This is a genomic window from Photobacterium aphoticum, assembly GCF_001029435.1.
In the GTDB taxonomy this organism is placed as follows: domain Bacteria; phylum Pseudomonadota; class Gammaproteobacteria; order Enterobacterales; family Vibrionaceae; genus Photobacterium; species Photobacterium aphoticum.
In genome coordinates this window covers 48,067-69,050 of sequence record NZ_LDOV01000047.1, presented here as the reverse complement: position 1 = coordinate 69,050, position 20,984 = coordinate 48,067, and the positions used below count along the sequence as shown (strand labels likewise).

17 protein-coding genes are annotated in these 20,984 nt (G+C 47.8%); 11 read left to right on the top strand and 6 right to left on the bottom strand.

The genetic code is table 11. The features are described 5' to 3' along the window. Nucleotides 1–99 precede the first annotated feature (99 nt). The 6 genes from hxpB to hutI all read right to left on the bottom strand — a co-directional run bounded on the left by hxpB (nt 100) and on the right by hutI (nt 7,617). Nucleotides 100–756, bottom strand: coding sequence for a hexitol phosphatase HxpB (gene hxpB / locus ABT58_RS21855; RefSeq protein WP_047876550.1), 657 nt, complete (start codon nt 754–756; stop codon nt 100–102). Nucleotides 757–891: 135 nt separating this feature from the next. After that, nucleotides 892–1,767 (bottom strand): fructosamine kinase family protein, encoded by an 876-nt coding sequence (locus ABT58_RS21850; protein ID WP_047876549.1) that lies wholly within the window; start codon nt 1,765–1,767, stop codon nt 892–894. A gap of 196 nt (nt 1,768–1,963) precedes the next feature. After that, complete coding sequence (hutH, locus tag ABT58_RS21845; protein ID WP_047876548.1) at nt 1,964–3,499, bottom strand: histidine ammonia-lyase; 1,536 nt, start codon at nt 3,497–3,499, stop codon at nt 1,964–1,966. Nucleotides 3,500–3,521: 22 nt separating this feature from the next. Next, entirely contained in the window at nt 3,522–5,258 is a 1,737-nt protein-coding gene (gene hutU / locus ABT58_RS21840; RefSeq protein WP_047876547.1) for a urocanate hydratase, read from the bottom strand. Nucleotides 5,259–5,357: 99 nt separating this feature from the next. Further along, nucleotides 5,358–6,353 carry a formimidoylglutamase gene (gene hutG, locus ABT58_RS21835; protein WP_047876546.1) on the bottom strand — a complete coding sequence of 332 codons (996 nt, stop codon included), beginning with the start codon at nt 6,351–6,353 and terminating at the stop codon, nt 5,358–5,360. Next, the gene (gene hutI, locus ABT58_RS21830; RefSeq protein WP_082211211.1) at nt 6,343–7,617 is read right to left on the bottom strand and encodes an imidazolonepropionase; all 1,275 of its coding nucleotides are present in this window, start codon (nt 7,615–7,617) and stop codon (nt 6,343–6,345) included. The genes hutG and hutI overlap by 11 nt, the downstream gene beginning before the upstream one ends. A gap of 311 nt (nt 7,618–7,928) precedes the next feature. On the opposite strand from hutI, the gene ABT58_RS21825 reads away from it, so the two are divergent. From ABT58_RS21825 to ABT58_RS21770, 11 genes are all read left to right on the top strand, one after another. Beyond that, nucleotides 7,929–8,393: a VF530 family protein gene (locus tag ABT58_RS21825; protein ID WP_082211210.1), complete on the top strand. Its 465-nt coding sequence runs from the start codon at nt 7,929–7,931 to the stop codon at nt 8,391–8,393. Between the two features lie 128 nt (nt 8,394–8,521). Further along, a complete protein-coding gene (gene yqfB / locus ABT58_RS21820; protein WP_047876545.1) occupies nt 8,522–8,824 on the top strand; it encodes a N(4)-acetylcytidine aminohydrolase in 303 nt (100 codons plus the stop codon). A 187-nt stretch (nt 8,825–9,011) separates the two neighbouring features. After that, the gene (thrS, locus tag ABT58_RS21815) at nt 9,012–10,940 is read left to right on the top strand and encodes a threonine--tRNA ligase (RefSeq protein ID WP_047876544.1); all 1,929 of its coding nucleotides are present in this window, start codon (nt 9,012–9,014) and stop codon (nt 10,938–10,940) included. Nucleotides 10,941–10,943: 3 nt separating this feature from the next. Next, nucleotides 10,944–11,495 (top strand): translation initiation factor IF-3, encoded by a 552-nt coding sequence (gene infC / locus ABT58_RS21810; protein ID WP_082211209.1) that lies wholly within the window; start codon nt 10,944–10,946, stop codon nt 11,493–11,495. A 97-nt stretch (nt 11,496–11,592) separates the two neighbouring features. Next, nucleotides 11,593–11,787, top strand: a complete 195-nt coding sequence (gene rpmI, locus ABT58_RS21805) for a 50S ribosomal protein L35 (RefSeq protein ID WP_036832349.1) — start codon at nt 11,593–11,595, stop codon at nt 11,785–11,787. Nucleotides 11,788–11,829: 42 nt separating this feature from the next. Next, nucleotides 11,830–12,183 (top strand): 50S ribosomal protein L20, encoded by a 354-nt coding sequence (gene rplT, locus ABT58_RS21800; RefSeq protein ID WP_005299885.1) that lies wholly within the window; start codon nt 11,830–11,832, stop codon nt 12,181–12,183. Nucleotides 12,184–12,624: 441 nt separating this feature from the next. Then, a complete protein-coding gene (locus ABT58_RS21795; protein WP_047876542.1) occupies nt 12,625–14,340 on the top strand; it encodes an NAD-dependent malic enzyme in 1,716 nt (571 codons plus the stop codon). Between the two features lie 494 nt (nt 14,341–14,834). Then, nucleotides 14,835–16,322, top strand: coding sequence for an alkaline phosphatase (locus ABT58_RS21790; RefSeq protein WP_047876541.1), 1,488 nt, complete (start codon nt 14,835–14,837; stop codon nt 16,320–16,322). Between the two features lie 11 nt (nt 16,323–16,333). Then, nucleotides 16,334–17,941 carry an alkaline phosphatase gene (locus tag ABT58_RS21785; protein WP_047876540.1) on the top strand — a complete coding sequence of 536 codons (1,608 nt, stop codon included), beginning with the start codon at nt 16,334–16,336 and terminating at the stop codon, nt 17,939–17,941. Then, complete coding sequence (locus ABT58_RS21780; RefSeq protein WP_047876539.1) at nt 17,938–18,705, top strand: hypothetical protein; 768 nt, start codon at nt 17,938–17,940, stop codon at nt 18,703–18,705. Before ABT58_RS21785 ends, ABT58_RS21780 begins: the two co-directional genes overlap by 4 nt. 411 nt (nt 18,706–19,116) lie before the next feature. Then, complete coding sequence (locus tag ABT58_RS21770) at nt 19,117–19,998, top strand: hypothetical protein (RefSeq protein ID WP_047876537.1); 882 nt, start codon at nt 19,117–19,119, stop codon at nt 19,996–19,998. Nucleotides 19,999–20,984 lie beyond the last annotated feature (986 nt).

The following is a 20,984-nucleotide window of genomic DNA, read 5'->3' as shown; positions in this document are numbered from 1 at the left end:
TTTAGCGGTCAGGAATGGCACATTTTTTACTTTTCTGTAATTAAATCAATGATGCAAAGAAAAACAGTATTTTTTTGCATCATTGATTATCGCATCGAATTAACGCAGGCTATCCAGCAAGGTAGCATTTACTTCGAGTAGCGAGTTAAGTTTGCGGTCAGCAATTGCCCAACGTGGATCATTCGAATAAGCGTGCTCCGGAACCGCGATCCCTTTCATTTGTGCCGCTTTTGCAGCAAGCAGGCCATTCACGGAATCTTCAAATGCCACACAGGCGTTGGGTGGAACACCCAGTGCATCGGCCGCATTGATATACACTTCCGGGTGCGGTTTACCAAAACGTAGCGGTTCAGCAGACAGCACGGCAGCAAATTTGTCGGTCAGGCTCAGTGCTTCCAGCGTTGATTGAATCAAACGCATCGGGGAAGAAGAGGCCAGTGCCACTTTTAAGCCGTATTCATGGCATGTCTCAATGGCTTCAATCACGCCAGGTAGCATCGGCTTGTGTTCACGGATCAACGCTTCCACACGGCTCACAATCATTTCTGTCACGGTTGGAATATCGTGACCTTCCCAAGGTTGCTTGCTATACCAAAAGGCCACCACGTGATCGATACGCAGTCCCATGGTTTGAAGCGTATCTTGCAGTGTGATTTGCACACCGAGTGAAGAGAAAATGTCAACCTGGGCACGTTGCCAGAAAGGTTCAGAATCGACCAGTAGGCCGTCCATATCGAAAACAGCAGCTTGTAGCATGGTAAGTCTCGTGAATCGCAGCGACAGCAAGGCGTGCCGCTTAGTCCTAAAAAGACGACACCCATACGTGAGAGATCATCGTATGGGCGCGTAATGTCCTATCCAGCGAAAAATACCATATTTGGTTCGACACCGTTAGGATTGCGGTGAATTAAGCTGCAATTTTTCGATAATTTGCTCGGCTTGGGCAATATAGCTGCCTCCAAACAGGTTACAGTGATTCAGCACATGGTAAAGATTGTAGAGATCTTTGCGCTCCTCATAACCTTCATCGAGCGGCCACACCGAGTGGTAGCCTTCATAAAAGCTGGGTGGAAAACCGCCAAACAATTCTGTCAGCGCCATGTCGCATTCTCGATCGCCCCAATAGCTGGCTGGGTCAAAAATAATTGGGCCAGTCACCGTCATGGCGGTGTTGCCATGCCATAGGTCACCATGTAGTAGGGAAGGCTTTGGCTGGTGGTTCATCAGTAACTGAATAACGTTACTGGTGATCTCATCAATATTGCCAAACACCATGCCTTTTTCCTGACACAGCTGTAATTGCCAAGCAATTCGCTGCTCAGCAAAAAATCGGCACCAGCGGCGACGCCAGCGATTAGGTTGTGGGGTCAAACCAATGTAGTTATCAAAATCAAACCCGTATTCAGCTTGTTCACCCCAGGCATGCAGGTGCGCCAGTTGTGCCCCCAACTGGTAGGCGGCGTCATCATTTAACACTTTGGTGGGTAAATAATTCAACACCAGAAATGCTTTGTCCTTACTGGTGCCGACATGGATATGTTGGGGGACTTGGATACAGTCAGTTTCGTTGAGGATGCGCAGGCTTTCCGCTTCTGTTTCAAAAACCGTTAATTGCTCACGATCGTTGAGTTTAATGAAAAAGCGGGTATTACCATCGCTGATGCAATAGCATTCATTTACGTCACCGCCTTCAAGCACATCCTTTTCAATAATTTTGAAGGGATTGTTCAACACGTTGGAGAGTTGGTGAGAAATCGCTTGCCACATATATCCTCCACGAAACAACAATAAGTAGATGACCCTAGAACATAGTAGTTCATTTACCACTCAAATAACTGGGCGCCTATCAAGGTTTTACATTGTTTGAGAAAGAAGGCACACCGTTTAGATGTGCCAGAAAGCAGAAGGTACCGATATTGACGGATGTTTGTGGCTAAGTATTAGCAGACGGGATCGCCTGCTGTTATGGCAAACTGGGCAGTAATGTCTCCGGCATTAAGGCGTTAAAGCAGGCGGTTTTAAGTAATTGATCCGCATGCGCAATATCGGGGGCGAAATAACGATCTTTATCATAGAAGCTGACATGTGCACGAAGCAGGGCTTTGGCTTGTTCAATCCGCTCTGTGCTGCGGTGAGGATGACGAAAATCCAGTCCTTGCGCGGCAGCAAGCAGTTCCACCGCCAAAATGCCGCGTGTGTTGTCGCTCATGTCTTTTAAACGCCGGGCAGCAAAGGTGGCCATCGAGACATGATCTTCCTGATTGGCGGAAGTGGGTAAGCTGTCGACAGAGGCGGGGTGGGCGAGGGGCTTATTTTCGCTGGCTAATGCTGCCGCCGTGACTTGTGCCATCATAAAGCCAGAGTTTACGCCCCCATTGTCGACCAAAAAAGGCGGCAGTTTGCTCAGGCTGCTGTCGTTCAATAACGCCATGCGTCGCTCAGACAAACTGCCGATTTCAGCAATGGCCAACGCGAGGTTATCTGCAGCCATGGCAACAGGTTCAGCATGGAAGTTTCCGCCGGACAAAATATCGCCCTCATCGGCAAAGACTAAGGGGTTATCGGAGACGGCATTGGCCTCGACCTCAAGTATTTCGGCTGCGTGACGAATTTGTTGTAAACAGGCCCCCATCACTTGTGGCTGGCAGCGTAGCGAGTATGGATCTTGCACTTTTTCACACGCCTGATGGGATTGGCCGATTTCACTGTCGCTGCCGAGCAGGTGGCGATACGCACTCGCCGCATCCATTTGGCTACGGTGCCCTCTTACCCGATGGATGCGTGCATCAAAGGGCTTACGACTGCCGAGTGCCGCTTCCACCGACATGGCACCACACACCGTGCCGGCTGCATACAGATCTTCAGCGGCGAACAGGCCTTCTAGTGCAAATGCCGTTGATGCTTGTGTGCCATTGAGCAGCGCGAGGCCTTCTTTAGGCGCAAGGGTGATAGGGGATAATCCGGCAATCTTTAATGCGGCGGCACCACTGATGATTTCCCCTTGATGACGGGCAAGGCCTTCCCCTAATAATACGGTACTCATGTGCGCTAACGGTGCCAGATCGCCGGACGCCCCCACAGAGCCTTTCTGCGGAATACAAGGGTAGACGTTGGCATTGACTAAGGTGATCAGCGCATCAACGACATCGGGCCGGATCCCTGAATACCCCCGTGCGAGACTATTGATTTTCAGTGCCATCATCAGGCGAACCGTGTGATCCGCCATATAGTCACCAATCCCGGCCGCATGAGAAAGTACGATACTCCGCTGCAAGGTTTCTAAGTCTTCAAGAGCAATACGCGTGTTGGCCAGTAAACCAAATCCCGTATTAATGCCATACACCGTTTGATCATCAGCGATGATGGCACGAACAGTTTCTACGCTGGCTTGCATGGCCGGGGTCGCAGCACCGATCAGTGACAACGTCACTTTATGCCGACTGATCTCACGCAGCTGTTGCAACGTTAACTTGCCAGGATGAAGTGTCAGCATATTCATAATCTCTCCTTCTGACTGGCATTTAATTGTCGCGACTGGGTGCGGTGCGAGAGCCTGCTGGATCATTGAGCATGGGCAGATCAAGCTCCTGCTCTTGAGCGCACTGTATGGCGATGTCGTACCCTGCATCAGCATGCCGCATGACACCCGTTGCCGGATCATTGTGCAGCACACGGGCAATACGTTCAGCGGCTTCATCGGTACCGTCACATACAATCACCATGCCGGCGTGTTGGGAAAACCCCATACCGACGCCGCCACCATGATGCAGAGACACCCACGTTGCCCCCGAGGCAGTATTAAGCAACGCATTAAGCAGCGGCCAGTCGGAGACAGCATCAGAGCCATCCAGCATGCCTTCGGTTTCTCGGTTCGGGCTGGCGACAGAGCCTGAATCTAAATGATCCCGTCCGATCACAATGGGGGCTTTTAACTCGCCGCTTTTCACCATCTCATTGAAAGCCAAGCCTAAGCGAGCACGATCTTTTAATCCGACCCAACAGATACGTGCCGGTAAGCCTTGAAATTGGATACGTTCTTGCGCCATATCAAGCCAGCGGTGCAGGTGAGGATCATCCGGGATCAAGGACTTGACTTTTTGATCGGTTTTATAAATATCTTCTGGATCACCAGAGAGCGCGACCCAGCGGAAGGGGCCGATACCTTCACAGAACAGAGGGCGAATATACGCAGGCACAAAGCCCGGGAAATCAAATGCGTTATCGACGCCCGCTTCCATCGCCATTTGTCGGATATTGTTGCCGTAGTCGACCGTGGCGGAGCCGGCTTGTTGCAGCGCGAGCATGGCTTTGACTTGAAGTGCCATCGAGGCTTTAGCCGCTTTCACGACGGTGGCTTCATCTTGTTGTCGCATCTTTGCAGCGTAATTCATCGTCCAGCCCTGCGGCAGATAGCCGTTAAGTGGATCATGGGCGGAGGTTTGATCTGTGGTGCAGTCAGGCACAATGCCGCGTTTAACAATCTCGGGGAAGATATCCGCTGTATTGCCGAGCAACCCGACAGAAATAGGTTGGCCGGTTTGCTTGGCTTCATCAATCAGTGCCAGTGCTTCATCTAAGCTGGTGGCTTTACGGTCGACGTAACCGGTGCGCAGGCGGTAGTCGATACGGCTTTCATCGCATTCAACGGCAATCATTGAAAATCCCGCCATGGTCGCAGCCAGCGGTTGTGCGCCGCCCATGCCGCCGAGCCCGCCAGTTAAAATCCAGCGGCCGTGACTGTTACCGTTAAAATGTTGTTTGGCCATTGCCACAAAGGTTTCATAGGTGCCTTGCACAATCCCTTGGGAGCCAATGTAGATCCAGCTGCCGGCCGTCATCTGCCCGTACATCATTAAGCCTTGTTTATCGAGCGCATTAAAGTTTGCCCAATTGGCCCAGTGAGGGACTAAGTTTGAGTTTGCAATCAATACCCGTGGTGCATTGGTGTGCGTTTTGAATACGCCAACCGGTTTGCCTGATTGCACCAGCAAGGTTTCGTTATCTTCCAGACGTGTTAAAACATCAACGATTTTATCAAAGCAGGCCCAGTTACGCGCTGCCCGCCCAATACCGCCGTATACCACCAAGGCGTGGGGATGTTCTGCCACATCCGGATGCAGGTTGTTCATCAACATTCTTAAGGGGGCTTCCGTCTGCCAGGATTTGGCGTGCAACGTGGTGCCGGTAGGGGCAATCACCGTTCGGCTTTCATCCAATCGGCGAGAAGGTGGAGGCGAGGATTGATCGGAACGTGTCATGATGTACTCCTTTGATGGCGGTTAACCGGTGATCGGCGTGTCCTTGCTGTCATGGAATAGCGTGTAATGAGTCTCTCTTATGTCTTGCTTATCTATGGTCTAGCGCATGCGGCGCGCCACCCACCAGGCTAAACGGGCGGCCAGCCGAGCGGTTTGATTGTCGATATCAAATCTTGGGTTGTATTCTGCGATATCGAAAACCAGTAATTTTTTTTCCCCATCGGAAGCGCTTGCCTCAACAATCGGGATTAACAGCGCTTCGATGATATCGAGCGGGACGCCTCGAGCTGCGGGGGCACTGACGCCGGGGGCGACTGCAGCAGGAAACACATCGAGATCGATGGTGAGGTAGAGATAATCGCACTCGGCAATAAAATCGGTCAGCTCTTCTACCCGCGTAGGCAGTTGGGCGTAAGTCAGTTGGTCATCATCCCGATATAACACGCCCAGACGGTCGGCCTTCTGATAGAGTGCTTGGGTATTAGCTGCACGATTGATACCGAAACACGCATAGTGAAAGGGCCAGTTCTGCCGTTCGCAGAAGCGTTGGATTTGATGAAACGGTGTCCCTGAACTGCCTCGTTCAGATTGTGGGCCTGCCGGAGGATTCCGTAAGTCAAAATGGGCATCGAAGTTAATGATACCGATGCGAGGAACGCAGGTCTGGTTTCCCGCATGTTGCTTTTGTAATAGGTATTGGCCAATGCCCTGAAAACTGCCCCAAGCCACTTCATGACCGCCACCAAATACCATGACTTTGTGTTTTTGTCGCAGCGCATGACAAACATCTTCAGCAAGACGCGATTGGGCCATTTCGAGATTGCCATCGTTACAGAGAATATCCCCGCCATCGTAAATGGGGTCGGTATGGTGCCAGGCAAGATTGGCTAATGCTTTACGGATGGCTGGCGGTGCATCATACGCGCCGGTTCGCCCTTTATTGCGCGACACCCCTTCATCACACGCAAACCCCAGCAGGAGGATCCCTTCGTCATTGGCCTGATCGGCAGGCAATATGTGTTGATGCCAACGCTGGCTCAGTGGCCCGTCTTCGGGATCGGTACGGCCTTGCCAGATGTGCATATCAATGGTCATAAGCATCTCCCGCTGTATGACTTAACATACGCATGGGCGAGTGAATGGGGTGACGGGAAGCAGGAAATAATTGACCATTTACCATGCGACCGATGAGATCAGGCACACCGAGTCGGTAAGTGAGTTCGGCCGGGTATGACAGATCCCAGATAGCTAAATCTGCCACCATCCCGGGCTTTATTTGTCCTCGTTGATGGCTCATGCCAAGCGCTTGTGCGGCATATTGAGTGACGCCACGTAAACATTCTTCAGGGGTTAAGCCAAACAGCGTACTCCCCATGTTCATTATGATACGCAGCGAGGCGATGGGGGAGGTGCCGGGGTTGAAATCAGTAGACAGGGCGATAGGGACACCGTGTTGGCGTAATAATGCAATGGGGGGCAACTGCGTTTCTCGCAGAAAATAGAACGCACCGGGCAGGAGCGTTGCAACGGTTTGGTTGGCGGCTAATGCCCTCACGCCTGCTTCATCCAAATATTCGAGGTGATCCACCGACCATGCTCCCATGCTGGCGGCGAGGGCACTCCCTCCAAGGTGAGACAGTTGTTCAGTATGACCTTTAATGGCCAAACCATGTTGCTGTGCGGCTTGGAAGACGTGCTGACAGTGTTCCGGAGAAAACGCGATCCCTTCGCAGAATACGTCTACCGCATCTGCGAGCTGTTCTTGGGCGGCCGCTGGAATGATGTCTTTACAGATGTGCGCAATATAGCCATCGGCGTTGTGGGCAAATTCTGGCGGGAGAGCATGAGCGGCGAGCAGCGTAGTTGATACATTAATATCAGTTTGCTCGCCTAATCGACGGGCGACCCGTAGCATCTTGAGTTCATCATCGAGCGTTAAGCCATAGCCTGACTTGATTTCAACCGTTGTGACACCCTCTTGCCGCAGTCCGTCTAAGCGTTGATTGGCAAGGGAATAGAGCGTCTCTTCTGATGCGGCACGGGTAGCCAATACTGTCGATAAAATGCCACCACCATTGGCTGCAATGTCTGCATAGGTTGCCCCTTTCATACGCATTTCAAACTCTTCGGCCCGGCTACCGGCATGAATGAGGTGGGTATGACAGTCAATCAAGCCTGGCGTGACGAGTGCGCCCTGGCAATCAATGATTTCAGGATGACCGTGACAGGCGGGCAGAGGGCCATTATCCACAAACATGATGCGACCTTGCGCCACACCAATGTGGGCATGCGATACAATCTGATACCCGTGTTCGGGTGTCAGTGCAACCATGTTCACGTTTGTTAACACCGTATCCATGTGCCACCCTGAAAATTGAAGATTTATATAAAAATTAATAAGTAATCTCGATACGAAACTCAAGTCAGACAGCGAATGAACACGACACAGGGTTGTAATCATTCCTTGACGATGTGGAAGCACTAAGGTAGTGCCTTTGTCGGGGAGGCGGGAGGGCTTCCAGAGGACGGAGACAGCGTGCGGGGTGTGGGCGTTTCGTTTGGCTGGCAACAGAAGCCTAACGTGAGGTGATAAGCATGTTTAATGGAGCATTTGTTTGAAGTAACACGTATAATCAGGCCTACATAATGAGTCTGTTTCAGGACAGTACAATGAAAGAAACACAACACGCCACTGAAGGGCACGTACAGCAGGATGCCACCCAAGCGAAGCAGGAAAAAATTGCGGTTCAGCAAAATAACCCGCTGCACGGTGTCAGCCTTGAAAAACTACTGAAAGAGCTGGTGGATTTTTACGGCTGGGACATCTTAGCCGCTGCTATGCGTTTCCACTGCTTCCAGAAAAATCCGTCTATTCCTGCTTGTGTGAAGTATTTCCGCAAAACGGAATGGGCGCGTGAAAAGCTAGAAGGTTTTTACCTGTCGCGCTTTAAGCGTATGCCTCGCGCCAGCGATGAAGAATATGTGTTGCCGCCACGTCAGCGTACCTTTGCCCCGGGCATTGTACCGCGTGAGCCGATGGTACTGACGATTGAATCGATTGAGTTGTCGCAAGCGAAAGCAGCATCATCATTTAAAGCGCGTTCATCACGCCGTTCTGCGCCTCGTCGCCGATAAGCGGTTAAAGCATATAGGCCTAGTAGCGGGCAGAGGTAGAGAGGGGAAGCCCTGTCACATTACGCCCGTTAGGCAAAACCGATATACGTAATATAGAAAGAAACACAGTGACTTGTATCCCAACTGAAATGACATTCTTTGCCCGCTTTGAAGCGGATATTTTGGCAAAGAAGAAAACCATCACCGTTCGCGATGAATCAGAAAGCCACTACCAGGTGGGTTCAACGGTTGACGTTTCAACCCTCGAAGAAGGCCGTTGGTTCTGTAAGCTGCACATTGATGCAGTCACACCAGTGACATTCTCTGAACTGACAGACTTTCATGCGGAGCAGGAAAACATGACCCTGCCTGAGCTGAAAGCTGTGATCAACGAGATTTACCCGAATGTCGAATCCCTGTATGTGGTGACATATCATCTCGTTGAAGAATGATTATTGTGAGAGGCTTTGCAATTCGGCATAGCCCTCTGTATCATCCTTTCCACTCCGTTTCGTTATATCGCTCTGTATTGCGGGGTTAGCGATTCGGCAGTGCTATTTATTTTCTCATCAAAGCTTTCAAAGGCTTTACAACCAACATGTGCTACTTGGTGTGTGGCACCACTGTAAGGAATATTCAATGCCTGTAATTACTCTTCCTGACGGCAGCCAGCGTCAATTTGACCACGCTGTATCTACTATGGACGTTGCACTTTCAATCGGTCCTGGCCTTGCTAAGGCTTGTATCGCTGGTCGTGTTGACGGTGTTCGTGTTGATGCATGTGACCTAATTGAAAATGACGCAAGTCTGGAAATCATCACTGCAAAAGATGAAGACGGTCTGGAAATTATCCGTCACTCATGTGCTCACCTTCTAGGTCACGCCATCAAGCAGCTGTACCCAGACGTGAAAATGGCGATCGGTCCAACGATCGACAACGGTTTCTACTACGACATCGATCTAGAACAATCACTGACTCAAGAAGATCTTGATGTGATTGAAAAACGCATGATCGAACTGGCTAAGACCAAGTACGAAGTCGTTAAGAAAAAAGTGAGCTGGCAGGAAGCACGTGATACGTTTGAAGCACGTGGTGAAACCTACAAGATGGAAATCCTAGACGAGAACGTATCACGCGATGACCGTCCTGGCCTTTACCATCACGAAGAATACATCGACATGTGTCGTGGTCCACACGTGCCGAACATGGGCTTCTGTCAGCACTTTAAACTGCTGAACGTAGCGGGTGCTTACTGGCGTGGTAACAGCGACAACAAGATGTTGCAGCGTATCTACGGTACAGCATTCCAAGACAAGAAGTTGCTAAAAGCGCACCTGACTCGTCTTGAAGAAGCGGCAAAGCGTGACCACCGTAAACTGGGTAAGCAACTTGATCTGTACCACATGCAGCAAGAAGCACCGGGTATGGTGTTCTGGCACCACAATGGCTGGACGGTATTCCGTGAGCTAGAAGTGTTTGTACGCGACAAGCTAAACGAATACGGCTACCAAGAAGTAAAAGGTCCTCTAATGATGGACCGCGTACTTTGGGAACGTTCTGGTCACTGGGACAAATACGCAGAAAACATGTTCACGACTTCTTCTGAGAACCGTGAATATGCTGTGAAGCCAATGAACTGTCCTGGTCACGTACAGATTTTCAACCAAGGTCTGAAATCTTACCGTGATCTGCCATTGCGTATGGCGGAGTTCGGTTGCTGTCACCGTAACGAACCATCAGGTGCACTACACGGCCTAATGCGTGTACGTGGCTTTACACAGGATGATGCACACATCTTCTGTACTGAAGGTCAGGTACAGCAAGAAGTTACATCTTGTATTAAGATGGTATACGATACATATCAGACGTTCGGCTTCGACAACATCGTTGTTAAGCTGTCTACACGCCCAGAGAAGCGTGTAGGTTCTGATGAAATGTGGGATAAAGCGGAATCAGATCTTAAGCTTGCACTGTCTTCTATGGATATTCCTTACGAGATCCAAGAAGGTGAGGGCGCGTTCTACGGTCCGAAAATTGAATTTACTCTACACGATTGTCTAGATCGTGCTTGGCAGTGCGGCACAGTTCAGTTAGACTTCGCACTTCCAGAGCGTTTGGGTGCCACCTACGTAGGTGAAGATAACGAGCGTCACACGCCTGTTATGATTCACCGTGCAATTCTTGGTTCTCTAGAGCGCTTTATCGGTATCCTTATCGAAGAGTATGCTGGCTTCTTCCCAACTTGGTTGGCACCTCAGCAGGCTGTTGTGATGAATATCACCGACAGTCAGGCCGAATATGCTCAACAAGTGGTCGAACGACTACAAAAAAGTGGAATTCGAGTCAATGCGGACTTGAGAAATGAGAAGATTGGCTTTAAAATTCGCGAACATACTTTGAAGCGAGTGCCTTACATGCTGGTTTGCGGCGACAAAGAAGTCGAAGCAGGCGAAATCGCAGTACGTACTCGCAAGGGTAAAGATTTGGGTAAATTTAAGATTGACGATCTTGTTGCATTCTTGCAGCAGGATATCAGCAGTCGCAAGCTCAATGTTGTGGAGGAATAAGGTATTAAAGGCGGAAAAAGAACCCAAGCACCAGTTAAGCAGAATGCACATCGCCTAAACGGCGAAATTCGCGGTGTACGTGAAGTGCGTCTAACTGGTATCGATGGCGAGTCTATCGGTGTTGTTTCTATCGAAGAAGCAGTGAATCTTGCTAACGAAGCTGGTGTTGACCTAGTTGAAATTAGCCCGAATGCCGAGCCACCAGTTTGTCGTGTGATGGACTATGGCAAGTACCTGTTCGAAAAGAGCAAGGCTGCTAAAGAGCAAAAGAAAAAGCAGAAACAAATCCAGATTAAGGAAGTTAAATTCCGTCCTGGTACAGACGAAGGCGATTATCAGGTAAAACTGCGCAACCTGAGTCGCTTTTTAGAAGAGGGCAACAAGGGCAAAGTCACACTACGTTTCCGTGGTCGTGAAATGGCCCACCAGAGTCTTGGTATTGACCTTCTAAACCGCATTAAGGAAGACCTAATCGATCTAGCTGTCGTTGAAAGTTTCCCTAATAAGGTTGAAGGTCGTCAAATGACGATGATGCTTGCCCCTAAGAAGAAGTAATTAAGGCATTCAAGTAGCATAAAGCGCTGCTTCATGCAGCGCTTTTTGTTCGCCTTATTACTATGTTTATTAACTATCAACAATGCGGAGTCTCATCATGCCTAAGATGAAATCCAACAAAGGTGCTGCTAAGCGTTTCAAGAAAACTGCTGGTGGCTTCAAGTTTAAGCACGCAACTAAGCGTCACATCCTGACTAAACGTACTACTAAGAACAAGCGTCAGCTACGTCCAAATGCAATCCTTCCTAAGTGTGAAGTGGCTGCAGTTGCTCGCATGCTTCCATTCGCTTAATCGTTTTTAGTTTTATTTTTTAATTTTAGTTAGGAGTCTCCTATGCCTCGCGTAAAACGTGGTGTACAAGCGCGTGCACGTCACAAGAAAGTTCTGAAACAAGCTAAAGGTTACTACGGTGCACGTTCACGTGTTTACCGCGTAGCTTTCCAGGCTGTTACTAAAGCTGGTCAATACGCTTACCGTGACCGTCGTCAGAAGAAACGTACTTTCCGTCAACTATGGATTGCACGTATCAACGCTGCTGCTCGTCAGAACGGTATGTCTTACAGCCGTTTCATCAACGGTCTTAAGAAAGCGTCTATCGAAATCGATCGTAAGATCCTTGCTGATATCGCTGTATTCGACAAAGCAACTTTCACAGTGCTTGTTGAGAAAGCAAAAGCTGCTCTGTAATTTTACAGTTTAGTTTTTTCGGAAAAGGAGAGCTTCGGCTCTCCTTTTTTCGTTTCTGGACCACAATAAATAGTCCTCGCACCTGAATTTCAAGTTTCCTCCATTCGTTCTATCCTCCGTTAATCTACGTTTCTTTTTAGCCTTAATCATCACGTCTGCTCACTTCGAACATTCAGCAAGTTCTCTATGTCGGAGTCAGCTCCGCCCACTCAGTTTTGCCGCAATCAAGGCTGCTTCAGCGATCAGCTTTAAAGAGGTAGTGATCTATACACCGCACTTTAAGTTGCATATGTTTCCAACCGCATCAATGTCACATTTTTGTTCATTTAAAGAACTTACAATCAGTGAGTACCCGGCATGATGCTAACCCACCATATTGGTTACTGGCTTTGAGAATAAAAGAATCAATAAAAACAGTATGAATGTGAATGGAGAAACACAATGACAACTGGAAAATATTTGCGTTGGAAGGATGAAAACGGGAATGCGTTTCGGCCCGTCTCGCTGACTGGAACGGAATTACTCAATGATCGAACCTTAAATAAAAGTACCGCATTCTCATACGAAGAGCGCAAAATGTTCCAGCTTGATGGGTTACTCCCCCCGAGAGTGCAAACCTTTGAACACCAATTAAATCGTGTTTATGACGGGTTTAAAAATGCATCAACGGACATTGAAAAATACCTGTTCTTACGTGCCCTACAAGATCGTAATGAAACCCTCTTCTATGCATTACTTTCTCGCCATATTGAAGAGATGACCCCTATCATTTATACCCCTACAGTGGGTAAAGCCTGTCAAGAATTCAGCCATCGTTATCAGAAAGCGCGTGGTTTATATGTCACTCAAGACAACGTCAGTAAGATGGATGAGCAGGCACAGCACTTTTCCGGTAAAGATATCAAGATCATTGTTGTGACTGACAGTCAGGGTATTTTAGGGCTAGGCGACCAAGGTGTGGGAGGGATGGGGATCCCGATTGGTAAGCTGTCCTTGTATACCCTGGGAGCTGGTATACACCCCGCACACTGTCTTCCTATTGCGCTGGATGTCGGTACAGACAACCAAGATTTGTTGGATGACCCTATGTATCTTGGTATTCCTCGCCGACGGTTGCGTGGGGCAGAATATAAAGCCTTCATCAAAGAATTTGTTCATCAGGTTAAGCGTACTTTCCCAAATGCCGTGCTGCAATGGGAAGATTTCAGTAAATCAAATGCGTTTGACAACCTGACTGATTATGAAGAGTTTCTGCCGTCGTTTAATGATGATATTCAGGGGACAGGCTCGGTGGTACTCGCCGGTATTTTGGGCGCGGTGAAGATTAAGCAGGAGTCTTTGGCTGATCAGACCTATGTGGTGTACGGCGCTGGTGCGGGCGGCGTGGGTGTTGCTGACCAAATCTATGCAGGGCTACTGAAAGAAGGGTGTTCGCATGCGGCAGCACGCGATAAGATCTTTATTCTCGATTCCCAAGGGTTAGTGTTTGATGACCGAGACGGCTTGGATGAATACAAAAAACGCTATGCGAAGCCAAGAGCTTTAGCCGAAGGCTGGTCGGTAGCAGAACCTAGCAAAGTGTCATTAACCGAGCTGATCAATCACCATCCAGTGACGGTGTTATTGGGGACCAGTGGCATTGGCGGGGCATTTCAGGAAGAGCATGTCCAGAAGATGATGGAGTATACCAAGCGGCCGATGGTGTTCCCATTGTCGAACCCGACAGCAAACTGCGAAGCCGTGCCAGAAGATATTTATCAATGGAGTGATGGTCAGGCTATTGTCGCAACAGGCAGCCCGTTTGAGAATGTGACGTACAATGGCTATGAATACCGTATAGGCCAAGGGAATAATGTCTTTATATTCCCAGGTGTCGGACTTGCGGCTATTGTTTCGAAGGCGTCGAAAATCCCCTTAGATATGTTTACCACGGCATCTTATGCGCTGGCTGAAAAGGTGAGCGATGCCGATTTACAGAATGGGTGTGTTTATCCACGTATTAGTCAGTTAAAAGACGTTTCTCTGCATGTCGCGAGTCGCATTTTGGAAAACATGCAGGCGACGGAGGCTAATAGTGCATTAGTGGGTAAAGATATTGAGCAGGAACTTGCTGCGCATATCTGGGAGCCTGTGTATTTACCTTATCGCAGGGTGTAGCGTGAAATAAAATCAGCCATTGTTTAGAAAAGTGATGTGTTTCATCACTTTTCTTTTCAAGGGCAATTAAACAAGCCATGGTCAATGAAAAAGACACTGATACCTTTGTTTACTCTTGCCTTGTTTTCACAAATTGATTTATTAGGGATGAATCAATAGGCTGTCAAAGTTGCCTGAGGCGAGGAATGCAAAAGTGAGTTTAATGAATTCATCGTAATACCATTGAGGTTGTCGCATTTGTTGATTACTCCAACACTCTTTATTTTTTGATATATCGGGTAATAATCCTATTTATTGTTATGTTATAACACTATTAGTTTTGGTTGTATTACCGCATCTTAATCAGCCTCTATTCACGTTAAATAATTTTGTCATTTTCTGTCTTTCTCTCTGTCATATAAGCTTGATTTACTCTCTGTGTTTTTTGAACCAACGTGGAATGGAATCATCACGCGTTGGATGGTATTCAATATCGACATAGGGAAGTGTAAGTCATGAATTCGACCTCTACGCTTGTTTTTACAAGCGTCCTCGCCATGTCCTCGGCATCTGCCGGTGTGTTGCCTGATAACCAGACCCAGAGTGTGTGGTTTCAGGATGGGCAGGCAAAAATAGCAGAGATTACCCAAAAGCCTGTTGCTTATGATGAAGCTAAAAATGTCATCTTATTTATTGGTGATGGTATGGGGATCAGCACACAAACGGCGGCGCGTATTTTCGTTGGACAGAGCCAAATTAATCATCAAGGTGGCGAGGAGTTCCTGCTGAGTTTCGAGCAGTTTCCTTATACTGCCTTGGCTAAAACCTATAACACCGACATGCAGGTGCCCGATTCTGCCGGTACGATGACCGCTATGGTTACGGGGGTGAAAACACGCGCGGGCATGCTCTCGGTCAGTGATTATATTGACCGAGGGGACTGCGGTGTTGAGGCTGCAACACTTAAAACCTCCCTTGAATATGCATCAGAGCGTGGCATGAATACCGGCATTGTTTCTACGGCACGTATTACGCACGCTACCCCCGCAGCCACATACGCCCACATTTCAGATCGCGGTTGGGAAAGTGGTGTGCCTGAAGACTGTAACGGTAAAGTCAAAGATATTGCATTGCAATTGGTGGAAAGCGATTCCGCCATCGACATTGTATTCGGTGGTGGACGTCGTAGCTTTGAACCCAGTGGGGAAGGGCTCTCTGGGCGTCGTACCGATGCGCGTAATCTGATCCAAGAATGGATCGATACTGCACCAGCGCAACGTCAGTTTGTTGATACCGCTTCGGCCATGAAAGATCTGCCTGTCGGTTCAGAGCAGCAAGTGCTGGGTTTATTCTCTGATTCTCATATGGAGTACGAGTTGCACCGAGAGGGGACAACACAACCGTCATTGACAGAAATGACGGATACCGCACTGAATCATTTGCTGGCTGATAATGATGGCTTCTATTTAATGGTGGAATCGGGCCGTATCGATCATGGTCATCATGCGGGTATCGCTAAATTGGCGCTGACGGAAACGGAGCAGTTCCATCAAACCATTTCACACACGGTGCAAAAGTTGGCAGATGCCAATCAACTGGATGACACCCTCATCATTGTGACAGCAGATCACTCTCATGTAATGACGATGGCTGGCTATCAGCAGCGAGGGAATCCTATTTTAGGTTTAGCCGCCGGAGCGAGCGGTAACGTCTTAGCCAAAGATGATAAACCTTATACCACCTTGGGCTATGCCAATGGGCCGGGGGCACTCACGACCTTTAATGAAGGCGAGCGCGTGGATTTAACGGATGTGAATACCCAAGCAGATGATTTTCAGCAACAAGCCCTTGTCCCGTTAAGCAGTGAAACCCACGCTGGTGAAGATGTGGCGATTTATGCCATGGGGCCCGGCGCACAATGGTTTAACGGCCTTGTTGAACAAAACTATATCTATCATGTCATTAACCGCACCTTGTCGTTGCAAGGTCGACGCTACGAATAATGGAGAACATCATGAAAACACACTATTTGCTGCGTAAATCTTGGCAATGTGCATTGCTGGTTAGCGCGGTGGTATCTGCACTGGGTCTGACAGGATGCAATGATTCAGACAATAACGATGCATCGGATGGTTCCGGTAATACGGTGGTGCCATCGATTGGGGCGGCGAACGCCAATAAATGGTATGACGAGGGTGAAAAACAGTTAGTGCAGAATATGGCGCTGGTTGAAAACACCCAAACGGCGAAAAACATAATATTGATCGTGGGTGATGGCATGGGGATCTCAACCCTGACCGCAGGCCGTATCTTGGTGGGACAGACGCAAGCCGACAATGAAGGGGGCGAAGAGTACGCCCTGAGTTTTGAGCGTTTTCCTTATGTCGCTCTCTCTAAAACCTACAATACCGACTCGCAAACCCCTGATTCAGCGGGCACCATGACCGCAATGATGACTGGGGTGAAAACCTTCCGTGGCGGGATCAACATCGGGCCGTCGGTTGGTTATGGTGATTGCACCGCCTCCCAGAATGATGAATTAGTCTCAGCGCTTGATCTGGCCAAGATGGCGGGTATGAGTGCAGGCATCGTCGCCACTGCGCGTGTGACCCATGCGACCCCTGCGGCAACCTATGCCCGTACGCCAGCTCGGGGATGGGAAGCGGATTATTACATCAAGCGTGACGGACAAGATGGGTTAGGGTGTCGCGATATTGCTGAGCAGCTTGTTAACTACGAGATAGGCGGTGGTCTGGATGTGGTATTAGGTGGCGGACGCCGTAATTTCCTTGATTACACCCAAACGGAAGGTTACGGATACCGTGACGATGGCAGAAATCTCATTACAGAGTGGCAAGCCAAAGATGCAGGTAATGTTTATGTGGAAAACCGAGAGGGGCTGGCGCAACTGGATGCCAGTAATACGACCCGCTTAATGGGCTTGTTTACCCGTTCGCACATGTCCTATGAAGCACAACGAGATGCGGAGGAAGAGCCGTCACTGGCAGAAATGACCGAAGCGGCGTTGAACGTGCTATCAAAAAATGACCAAGGCTTTTTCCTGATGATTGAAGCTGGGCGGATTGACCATGCGCACCACGGTACCAAAGCGGGATTAGCCTTGCATGATACCCAAGCATTGCATGACGCTGTTGAGCGTGTCGTGGCGATGACGAATCCGGAAGAAACGTTGATCATTGTTACCGCAGACCATTCGCACGTGATGACGATGGGGGGCTACGCTCAACGAGGTAACGATATTCTGGGTTTAGTTCGTAATACAGATGGACAGTTACAATTGGCCTTAGATGGCAAGCCGTATACCACGTTGCTTTATAGCAATGGGCCAAGTGCGCGTGACAATCAATCTTATGATGCCAATGGCGAGCGTGTTGCCTTGTATGATGAAGGCCTCACGGTGGATAGCTTAAACCAGTCGTTAGTGCCGCTCAGCAGTGAAACCCATGCCGGTGAAGATGTGGCGATATATGCCACAGGGCCAGGGGCGCATTTGGTGCGAGGTACCCTCGAGCAAAACATGATCTTCCATATCATGAGTCAAGCTGGGGATTTGATAAATCGTGCTGAAAATGGTGTGGCACAAGCGAGCTCAGGATCATGATAAGCCGTTTCATTGTTATGTTGACGTTGGGCGTAATGGTGATGTTTGCGAAAGCGTCTGACGTATCGGAGTCAACTCAGACAGAGCTAACCCAGACAGAGCCAGCCGTAAGCGTTCCACCTGCGGGCAGCGTTGCCAGTTATACCGTTACTGATAGCTTAGGTTTTCAATCTAAGAAGAAATCGATTGAGTTATGGATGAGTCAGGCCGATCGTGTATTGCTGTATCCGCAACAACAGGTTGCTGAGCATTGGCGCCGCGATGAACATGAGAAAACCACGTTTACCCGCCATTTTATATCGGCGGAACGCAGTGTTTTCTACCCGCACGGGGCGTTACGTTCATTGCAGTTACCCAGTGAGTGGCAAAGCGTTGGAAAATTGATTTCACCCTCGGTCATCGCAACGTTACCCAAGGTGACATGTCCGCAGAGTGAGGCAATGCGCAGCATCGTCAGTGACGTATCTATGCTGAGCATGACGTGTTACCAAGGAAAGTGGGGCAAACAGACCATCGACGTCATGTGGTTAGATGAGGAAGATGTGCCTGCTTACCTGAAAATTGCCGGTGACATGAAGCGTTATGAATATCGGTTAACGGCGTTAAAACCGTGGCAACCGACGCACACTCGCCAGTTAATGGATTGGAAACGCTTCCTCTCGACCGATTATGCCGATGTCGCCGATGATGCGGTGGATGATCCCTTTCTGGCGCAGGTGATTGCAGCGGGGTATGTGTATGCTGCAGGTGCTCATCGCCATTGAGTCAGTAGAAACGACTGTGCGCTAAACTGACTTCAATCATGATAAACCGGCTCGCTATCGGTATAGCGAGTCGGTTTTTTTTGCCAGATAACCAAGTTAAGCTTGAATTCGCGAAGTACTTATGTGATGAAGAGATATCTGGATTTCATGAAATGATTCAAATTTTTTACTTAACCTGGAAATATTGTGGGTATATCACTAATACTTTCAGGGTAACGAATGAAAATGTGTGGGTTATCAATTTCAATTTTATCAGTGTTAGTCTCCATACTCACATCTTAATAACGTGTGTCCATTTTCATAAATTCTATTTTTGGTAATGTTTCATAGAGATGAAACATACAGCTTTCGTCAGTGTTATTTTTTGAATCGAAAAACTTTCAAGTAAAAGGAAAGGGCTGAATCAATCTAATGAAAAATAGAATAACAAAGCGTAATAGAAAGAAAAACCCTTTTAAAGTGCTTGGTAAATCAAATTTAGTTGACTCAAGTCCATTGAGTTCAAATAATTCTAATCTTGACCAAGAAGTAGTGGTAGCCGCGCCTTTTGATTGTGGGGAAGCTAAAGCCAGTAAATTTAAGCTTTGGTTGAATTTAATTAGTCAGCGGGAGTGGCGTATTTTAAAATATACACTATGTGTCATTGTTATTATTTGTGCTTATTTTTTCATTAAAGACGACTCGCCAGTATTGGCGATGATGTTGTTGATGTCATCGCCTATTTTACTGATGTGTATGCCAATGACATTTTCGGTCATTGTTGGTGGAATGTGGAAGATGTTATTTGGTAAAGATCTTGAGACAAGATACATAGGGGTTGGCTTGTACTCATTTTTAATATTGCCAATACTCGCGCTGTGGGTTGGAAGAAATAGCCATTTTATGGGTTCAATCGAATCAGATGTTAAAATTTACGCATATACATTTATGTATATGGGAATATGTATTGTTATGTTAATATTGGCTTCTTTACTAAAATCATTAGCCGTTTTTAGAAAAACATCTTTTACCGCAGTGTCGCTTGTACTGCTGTCAATAGGCTTGTTAATTGTTGAGATTTATTATCCATATCCTGAAACGCGACTGACCAGCGAGATAACAACACACTGCTATGAAAAGACAAAGAAAGAGTATGAGTATCGTTCTTCGAGAGTAAGGCGTGAGTACGAAGTTGAGCAGTGTTTTGTGAAATTTACCTATGAAGGTGAAGTCATGCGTTTGTTTTTATCTGGTAGCGGAAATACCATCAAGGTCCGTCATGGGTTGATTAATCACTATACTTTGACAGATTGAGCCTTGAGAACGGAATTCAATATAAGATCGGCTCGCTATCGGTATAGCGAGCCGGTTTTTTAACGTTAATGAATCCTAAGAAACGGTATGAGCATTAACGACGCGATTAGTCGAGCAGGTCATTCGCGTTAATAGAATCACTTAGTTGTGCCGCAATCTGTTCGTGCTCTTTGGTGGTAGGGTGCCAACTGCAGCCTTCCATCGCAGTGGGAAAGGTGACTTGATGAACGCCATTAACACCTTGTACATTCAGTTTTGTGATGGTTGCGGTACGGGTAAGAAGGGCGGGGCATCAAAATGACATCGGCGTGATAACGCTGCTTAAGCTCATTCACGTATTTGACGAGCCGGCTTTCACATGTTCAATATCGCCCCACGGTTCATGTGAAGCTGGATCGGTACTGAAATCGTTTGTGCCAACCTCAACAACCACTAAGCTGGGATGCTTGTCTTCATAATCTATGAGCAAAATGCAAATGGGCCAATATCAATCAGTTTCAATGGCCGCGACTTTAGCACCAATATGTGGAAGCTTTCAGAATTGGTTTTTATGAGAACCTCTCAACGACATATTGATGTGATAAAGTCAAAAATATGACGTCCATCATGGCTTGAAAGTAGAATCCTCAAACTGTGGTCTAACCCGTCATGCCTTTTTGTGGCAGAGTGTCACTGATACGTAAGGCAAAATATACGGGCCATAGATTGCTAGTCATATTTAAGTTTGAACGTATATTCTTTTTATGAGCGTCATTAATATGACACGTTCTATCTATTAAAAATCATGAGAAAAATAACGTATTATGGTGCCGTACAACAATCAAGCGATATTAAAATATATATAATTATATTAATGTATTTGTTTTTATTGACACATTTCAAGTATTTCGTTGCGCAATAAATTGGTTGTTAATACAATAGGTTACTGAATGACATAAAGCATAAATTTACTTTTAAATCGAAATCTAACGTATTTAAGACGCAAT